The organism is Methanospirillum sp. (assembly GCF_028679455.1).
GTDB lineage: Archaea > Halobacteriota > Methanomicrobia > Methanomicrobiales > Methanospirillaceae > Methanospirillum.
On sequence record NZ_JAJRBM010000301.1, the window covers coordinates 1 to 8,018 of the forward strand.

Sequence of the window (8,018 nt, forward strand, 5' to 3'; positions counted from 1 at the left end):
CATATTCGGATCCCTATGTAATATTCTGCCTGATTGTACCCGTTTGTGGTTCGTACCTTTTACTGTACAAAAATAAAAATGTGAAATTAAACATTCTTTTTTTTGTACTACTCATATCTTCAGCACTCACGTATCTCTTTGGAAACCGGATTATTGAATTAGTAATACCAGATCCCCCACGGTTTATTCAATATAATCAATTAGCACTTCAACCGATCTCCCAGATTATTCCAAATTTCATTCTTTTTGTACAAGGAATTGCGTATCTGTTAAACGATAATCTATACCAGATTGGCGAATACGCAAATCCTCTTAATCTTTGCATTTCTGCATTACTGCTAATCATCGGTGGCTATTTAATAGTAGTATACTTACAAAAAACTGAAACCGACACATTTTTCAAACATTTTTTAATAACAGGATTTGTCTTAATCTTCATTTTTTATGTGTTCACCAGTATGAGTTCTGGTTTTATGACAACACGATATTTGATTTTTCCCGCAATTGCCATCTTACTTGGAATATCTTTGTCCTATTCACCAAAAAAATTGCATATTGCTGCTCTGATACTGATATTACTCATCATTAGTGTAATGGGCTCACTAACTTCAGGTCAAAAATTCGAATCTGATTCAAACCCTAACCAGACTGAACTCATTCAATTCCTCGACGAAAATAAGTTATATTATGGGTATAGCGATTATTGGGATGCTAATCTTATCACATATCTCTCAAAATTTAAGATAATGGTTCGATCACTCGCGATTCACGCAAATGATAGTATAGAAACCTATCCATATAATAATAATGATAACTGGTATAATTATCCGGAAGGTGCAGATGTATTTATGTTAACAAGCAAACCCGGTTATTCAATTAATGATGATAGTTTACATTCCATCATGCAAGTCGATCCTCCAAAAAATAAAATGCGATGCAATGAATATTCCATTTATGCCTGGTAATCTGGAGAGAGACGAGACATTCAAAGTGCGAATATAAAATATTGATTTATCCAATATACTCAAGAAGAAGCCGGAGAGCCAGGAGTTCCCTCTCTCCACCGCATCGTTTTACCAGATCCACATGATGATCAATCAGTTGTTTCAGATCCGGATCCCGGGTGTTTACATACCGGGTTCCATGTACAGATGCCTCAATGATGCTGTTTAATCCCCGGTTTATGGGAGTCATGGTAGTTTGTGTAAGTATAATCTGAACCGGATCAAGCCTTACAAGCAGTTTCAATTCGGTCTTCTGCTCTATCCTTGAACGATACACAACCCAACTATCAGCACAGGAGAGCCGGCATACTTTCGTATCTGCCACTTCAAATTCGGTTAACTCTGCAGACTCAAGATCAGAAAACGCAGTTCTTACAAACAGAACCGGATCGTGGATAATATTCGCAACTACCATCCCGGTTTCTTCGATCAGCACTGCCGTATGACTGGTCCGGAACACAGCCATCATGACCCGTTCATCCCGGCAGATGATCCCCATGGGAGCTGCATGAAACCGGGTCGTTGCGATGACCTCATTTATTCCTTCTTGCATCGGCCAGAAGTAAGAATCGCTCATAGATCCCATTCCCACCCTTCAAGAATCGCGATAAAAATCCCGGCTATCATGATATCAGCAAGGGAACCTGGATTGATCCCTTCAGCAAGACAGTACTCGTCAAATGTCTGATGGGTCAGTTCTCCAGAAAGAACCCTGTTTGCTTCATCCCGTATCCTGCAGGCACATGCAAAACCAAATTTTTTGGCGATGAAGGTATCAGGCTCTTTTGAAAGCAGTGAGAGAAACACCGGTGAGATCGATGCTCTTCCCTGTCCCTGTGCTTTTAGAAGATCTGCGGTTATTCTCGTCAAAGAAAAATTTGCAACCCACTCCCGTGCTACCATATCCTGAGGTGCAGAATAGGCCATGACATCATAGAGGGTCATCCCCCGCTCTTTTAATTTTTCAGCAACCGCAGGATCGTTGATATCAAGTTCGTCAGATTCCTGCACCCTGACTGAGGTATGGGCAAACGCATCATAAAAAAGGATAGCATCTTCGATTGTTGTTTCTTTGATAATCCGGCATGCTCCCTCTATCCCACCACCCATGATCAACGGAATGAGCAGGATAAATGCTCCAAAATGAGTGTTTCCTCCCCGATGACGGCCGGTCTGAAGCGTTGCTTCACGTATTAGTTCGCCCGGAGTCCCGGCATGTTTTTCAGCACGGTCAAACGCAGAGTGACAAAAAATCGAAGAGGCTAAAAAATGTTCAAGCCACGTATCTGGATAGTCATGGCCTCGATCCACATTCCCGGGTTTGGTCTTGGCACAGACCTCAAGCATCATCGCTATCTGTGCTTGTTCTGAGAGGGAAAGAGGTGGTATGACCATGAGACCTCAGGAGAACACATGTTGCATAATCTTTCGTGCAAGTTCGCGTTTCTGCTGCATATAGATAGTCTTTTTTATACCAGCCTGTTTCAGGGTTCCGTCACGGAACATACAGGGTGTACTGTCCTTGCAACAGTAAGCAAGACTCCCAAAGCAGGTGCCGTTACCTCCTTCTAGGATGGTATCCTTAACCGATCCCATCTTGAGAGTAACGAACTCCTGAGGTGAAATCTTCAGTTTTTCAAGAGCAGGCAGCAGCGGACAGGGTTTGACCGGCATACAACAGAAGGCAAGCGATCGTATGTCCCCCCCACGGCAGAGTTGTTTGGGAGAATTATACCACCCATGTTCACGGTTAAACTGGGCCAGCGCCTCACTGATTGTTGCAAGTGTTTTGGGATCTGATCTGCGTGCAAGGGATACCATATCAGCACCGTGTGCAAAATAATCCTTTGCACATTCAAAATCTGTAACCCCGTTATTTGCTATTAAAAAGACCGGGCAGACATTCCTGATCTCACGAAGTTTCACCACTCCGTAATCCATCAGATCGATGTGAATAATGTCTGCTCCCGCTTTCCAGAGAAGACGGGCCAGTTCAGCGTCATCTGCCGCCACACCTGCACGCATCTTCACCGATACCAGAACACCGGAGATCTTGAGCGCCTGAACATAGGAGAGCAGTATTTCAGGATGCGTAAGCAGAAACTCACCACAACCGGCATCTATCATTGCCTGTTGTCTACAATGCGCGTCGATCTCGTAAATTGCCTGATCTCCTACTTCTCTGGCAAGAGAGACCAGTGCATCAACACCGGAAGCCCGGATATTGATACCCGGGATTACTCCTGCAGCCTCAACCAGCCTGACCTGCGCTGCAATCTCTGTGATAGGATCCCGTGGGAGAAATTCCTCCCGTCCCTGCCCGGAGAGCAGACGTGCTGCTGAAATTGTTGCTTCATCGATTGCATAACCACCGATGAATCCGATCCCGATGTGCCCGGCACGGTCCCTGACATAGGCACCATCGGTCATCCCTGCCATGGATGCGATTGCGATAGGGATGGAGATCTGCCGTTCACCAATCCGGAGATCATAGATATTGTCCATTCAAATCCTCGAGTCTATTGCTTGTATTCATCACCTTTCTAACAATTAATGTTGACCTGAACAGATGCTTATGAACCATCCCATAATCAAAGAAGGATTTATACTCCAGGTGATGAGGTCTCGTTCTTACCTGTGAGACTCATAATACACATTTGATAACTGTTTTATCACTGGAAGTGTTACCTAAGCGTAATGGGAAACGTAGGTATCCTTCTGGTAGGTCACGGAAGTAAAAAGGAATATAATAAGGATTTAATTTCCAGGACTGCCGCCCTGATTGCCCAAAAAAATCCGAACTACAAGGTGAAATGCGGATTCATGGAGTTCAATGAACCGGCAATACCCGATGCCCTGGATCAGTTCAGAACAGAAGCAATTGAATCTCTGGTTGTAGTTCCTCTCTTCCTTGCCAGAGGAGTGCACATTGATGAGGATATCCCGGGAATTCTGAATCTTCCAAGCGGACAAAAGAAAGGGACATTCAAACTCCAGTCCGGAGAAATTCCTCTGGTCTATGCTGATCCAATCGGGCCAAACCCTCTTCTTGCAGAACTGATGGCAGAGAATGCCAGACAGGCTCTCTCTCTTATCTGAACTTTTTTATGCAGATCCTTGTCCTTGATACCATTCATGGCGGGGCAGTACTAGGTGATGCGTTATGTCGGATGGGCCATTCGGTTGATCTGATTGATGTGTACCGGGGAGACTGCTCACACCCGGGAAGCATTTCTGAAAAAACCGCCAGTTCCCGCAGGTATGATCTTCTGGTTCATCCGGTGCATCTTGATCCTTCTCACCCGTTGCTCCGATCTCATACATGCCCTGCCATCACTCATCATGAAGCAGTGAGATGGATACTGTCACCAAGTTCCAATCCACCTACATACGGGCCGCATATAGAGATTACCGGAGCCAGAGGTAAAACTTCGACTGCGACTGCACTAGCATCACTGATGAAGGGAACAGGAATTCTTCATACATCACGGGGAATTTGCAGATACCCGGGAGAGGAGTGTATCACCCGGATGAGTATTACTCCGGCATCACTTATTCCGGTTTATTCATCCCGTGTTCCTGGAGACTGGAGTATTGCAGAAATCTCCCTCGGATTTACCGGTTTATCAGATCTGGCGATTCTGACTTCTGATGAGGATTACCGGGTCGCGGGTGGTAAACTCAGTGCACTGGAAATCAAAGAACGGACCGGTCATTCATGTGGGAAGATACTGGTCCCACCAGGAATGAATTATGTCCATAACGGAGTTTTTGATACCGGAGAAATTACCCGGATATCAGGAACCTCATGCTCTTATGCGTTTAACGGTATCACTGGATCATTTGAGAATCCGCTACTCGCCTTTGAAAGTTATCAGAATCCACTCCGAATGGCAGCAGCAGCAGCACTTATCCTTGGATATCTCCCTGACAAACTCAGTGAATTCTCACCGCTTCCTGGTCGGATGAACATTATTACTGAAGACGGAGTTACCATCTTAGATAACGCCAGTACGGGTGCATGCCTGAAGACCACCCGGGATGCCCAGAAAGAAATCAAAAAACTGAGTGATACCCCATATACCCTGGTTATCGGGCAGGAAGCACGGGCAGTGTGTGAAAATTTCCCTGATGACGATATCTGTACTGCTATCAAAGAAGGAAAACCTGCAGAGATCATTCTGGTGGGCGGTGATGAACGTATGGATATCGGTAAAATATCAGAATTCTGTCAGAAGATGACAGTTCCCATCACGATAACCAATTCACTCACAGAAGGGATGCAGGCAGCCCGTAACTCTGCTTCCCGCAAAATTTTGGTCTCGGTGAAGACCTGGAGATAATTATGAAATACATACAGCCACGCCCGAGTTCAATTGTTGCCGCGTTATACACTGCGAGAGATCTAGGGGTTACCGTTTCAATACTCCATGGTCCTTCTGGATGCTCATTCAAACATGCACGTCTGCTTGAAGAGGATGGCATGCGGGTCCTGACTACCTCACTCTCTGAGAATGAGTTCGTATTTGGCGGTCAGAGCCGGTTGATCGAGGTTCTCAAATATGCAGAACAGGAGTTCAAACCGGATCGAATGGCAGTTGTGGGAACCTGTGTCTCTCTGATCATCGGCGAGGATCTGGAGGCAGCGGTTGAGATGGCTGATCTGAACACCGAGATTATTACGGTAGACATTCATGCAGGATTTGCAGAAAATATCGATGGTGTCATCGCAACGTTAGAATCAGCGGCACAGACCGGTTGGATCAGTGAGAGTGAATTATCCCGGCAAAAAGAACTTCTGAAGAAGGCAAACGAGGTTGAACGGCTCAGAGGGGCGGCAATGAAGAGTTATATCGAGCCATCACGCGGGGATCTGAAGCATGTGGCTGCGACCCGCCTGCTCAGCCTCATCAGAGAAGGAAAACACGGCGTTGCAATCATGAACGCGAAGAAGGAGACCGCATACATGTTTGCAGATGTACTGCTCGGACTCCATGATGCTGCACCAGATGCAATAGTCACCTATTCTGCCAATCTCGAACTGCGTGGTCTGCCAAAAGTGCAGCGGGATGCAACCCGGATTGCTACTGAACTCACCAACAGAGGCCTGAAGTACACAGCCCGGGGAGCCCTTGACGAGTACGGGGCTACCGGCGACATGCTGGGGACATGGCTTCAGACAGAAAAACCTGATTTTGCCCTCATCGTTGGGGTTCCTCATGCAATACCTTCCCAATATCTGGATGGTGTTGAGTGTTTTTCTATCACAAACGGACCACGTCAGGTGGCTCCACTCAAGGAGCAGGGGCATGCACATGTGATGGTTGAAGTAGACCTGCACCCCCGAACCCTAGGCGTTACTTCTATCGTGGAGAGTGAGTTCGGAGCCGTACTCCGGAGTCTGGCATGAAGACGATCCTGATAACCGGGGACCGATCCGGATCAGGGAAGACCAGTATTTCTGTAGCGATAGCTGCTCTGCTCTCCCGAACCTACCAGGTTCAGTGTTTTAAAGTCGGGATGGATTATATCGATCCTTCTTATCTTTCTGCGGTGACCGGAAGGCATTGCCTGAATCTTGACTCATTTGTTCTGTCCCCGGAAGAAAACAAGGAGATCTTCTTACATGCCTGTTCATCCCCACCTGCGGATATTGCTCTAATTGAAGGAGTCAGGGGGCTGTTTGAGGGTGCTGAATCGCTTTCTGATATCGGGTCAACTGCATCGATCGCCAAACTCCTGAAGATTCCTGTCATTCTGGTGATAGATGCCCGGAGTATCACCCGTAGTGCTGCTGCCCTGCTGAAAGGGTTCTCTACGTTTGATCCAGATATTACCATCTCCGGAGTCATTCTGAATAACGTACGGGGAGAGAGTCATATCAGAAAAGCGACCGAAGCGATCGAACATTACTGCGGAATTCCGGTTATCGGTGCAATACCCCGGCTGGAAAATCCTCCTTTGAAGATGCGACATCTCGGTCTGGTTCCTTTTCTGGAGGGATCACCGGATCATGAATTTCTTACCCAGATTACCTCGATGATCGAGTTGGTAGGAGCACAGATCGATATCGATGCTCTCCTGAAGATTGCCGATGACCGGGAGATCCCGCCGTATACAGGTTCAGTCTTTCACCCTGCCGAGACTGCAGATATCAAAATCGGGATAGCTCTTGACGGGGCGTTTAACTTTTATTATGCAGATATTTTTGCTATTCTTGCTGCTTACGGTGCTGAAGTGATCCCGTTCTCCCCGATCAGAGATACCCTGCCTGATGTTGATGGTATCATTATCGGAGGAGGATATCCTGAATACTTTGGCAGGGAACTGGAAGGAAACGCCGGGATGAGAAAAGCAATCAAAGAGGCATCAGAACAGGGTATGCCGATCTACGGTGAGTGTGGAGGGTTGATGTACCTCTGTGACTCCATCAGGTTCACCCAGGACTGGAATAATCTTGCAGCCGGTGATGAATTCCGGATGTGCGGTGTGTTTTCAGGCACTGCTTCTATCCCTTCCAGGCGTATTGTCCGATATGTGATAGGCAGGAGTTCCCCAGGTACTCCGTTCGGTGCTCAGCAGTTTAAAGGTCATGCTTTTCATTATTCAGATGTGCAACTCGACGCAGATGCCCGGTATGGGTATGAACTTGAACGGGGGGTAGGGATAGCAGGTACAAAAGATGGAGTCATCTCCAACAACACGCTTGGATCCTACACACATCTTCACCCGGTTGCGGCTCGAAAAATGTTAGCAGCGTTCTGTACTGTATGCAGACAACGAAAATTTTCCAGTCACTGACTTTTTCCAAATCTCTGAAATTTTCGTTAAGATATGTTTTTGCCTGAATACATACAGAAATAACTTCCATGTATGTCTATATCGATGGAGTATTCTACTCCCGTGAAGAGGCGAAAATATCTCCTTTTGACCATGGGTTCCTTTACGGTGATGGAGTTTTTGAAGGTATACGGGCATACTCGGGTCGTATATTCAGACTTTCTGAGCATCTGG

The 8,018-nt window shown here is 46.4% G+C and carries 8 protein-coding genes and 1 pseudogene; 6 read left to right on the forward strand and 3 right to left on the reverse strand.

What is annotated here, in order from left to right; genetic code table 11:
* The coding region (locus tag LUQ50_RS10255; RefSeq protein ID WP_300039741.1) for a hypothetical protein at nt 1–965 on the forward strand (965 nt) is incomplete at its 5' end.
* Nucleotides 966–1,011: 46 nt separating this feature from the next.
* On the opposite strand, the gene LUQ50_RS10260 is transcribed toward LUQ50_RS10255, so the two are convergent.
* From LUQ50_RS10260 to LUQ50_RS10270, 3 genes are read right to left on the reverse strand one after another with little or no spacing between them, the layout of a single operon-like run.
* Nucleotides 1,012–1,581 carry a DUF447 domain-containing protein gene (locus LUQ50_RS10260; protein ID WP_300039742.1) on the reverse strand — a complete coding sequence of 190 codons (570 nt, stop codon included), beginning with the start codon at nt 1,579–1,581 and terminating at the stop codon, nt 1,012–1,014.
* A complete protein-coding gene (locus LUQ50_RS10265; protein ID WP_300039743.1) occupies nt 1,578–2,399 on the reverse strand; it encodes a triphosphoribosyl-dephospho-CoA synthase in 822 nt (273 codons plus the stop codon). Before LUQ50_RS10265 ends, LUQ50_RS10260 begins: the two co-directional genes overlap by 4 nt.
* Before the next feature lie 6 nt (nt 2,400–2,405).
* Nucleotides 2,406–3,509: a methanogenesis marker 9 domain-containing protein gene (locus tag LUQ50_RS10270; RefSeq protein ID WP_300039744.1), complete on the reverse strand. Its 1,104-nt coding sequence runs from the start codon at nt 3,507–3,509 to the stop codon at nt 2,406–2,408.
* A 192-nt stretch (nt 3,510–3,701) separates the two neighbouring features.
* On the opposite strand from LUQ50_RS10270, the gene cfbA reads away from it, so the two are divergent.
* The 5 genes and pseudogenes from cfbA to LUQ50_RS10295 all read left to right on the forward strand — a co-directional run.
* Nucleotides 3,702–4,103, forward strand: coding sequence for a sirohydrochlorin nickelochelatase (gene cfbA, locus LUQ50_RS10275; RefSeq protein WP_300039745.1), 402 nt, complete (start codon nt 3,702–3,704; stop codon nt 4,101–4,103).
* 8 nt (nt 4,104–4,111) lie between these two features.
* Complete coding sequence (cfbE, locus tag LUQ50_RS10280; RefSeq protein ID WP_300039746.1) at nt 4,112–5,347, forward strand: coenzyme F430 synthase; 1,236 nt, start codon at nt 4,112–4,114, stop codon at nt 5,345–5,347.
* A 2-nt stretch (nt 5,348–5,349) separates the two neighbouring features.
* Nucleotides 5,350–6,414, forward strand: coding sequence for a Ni-sirohydrochlorin a,c-diamide reductive cyclase catalytic subunit (gene cfbD / locus LUQ50_RS10285; protein WP_300039747.1), 1,065 nt, complete (start codon nt 5,350–5,352; stop codon nt 6,412–6,414).
* Nucleotides 6,411–7,805 carry a Ni-sirohydrochlorin a,c-diamide synthase gene (cfbB, locus tag LUQ50_RS10290; protein ID WP_300039748.1) on the forward strand — a complete coding sequence of 465 codons (1,395 nt, stop codon included), beginning with the start codon at nt 6,411–6,413 and terminating at the stop codon, nt 7,803–7,805. The genes cfbD and cfbB overlap by 4 nt, the downstream gene beginning before the upstream one ends.
* A gap of 68 nt (nt 7,806–7,873) precedes the next feature.
* Nucleotides 7,874–8,018: pseudogene (locus LUQ50_RS10295) on the forward strand (branched-chain amino acid aminotransferase); the annotation flags it as partial.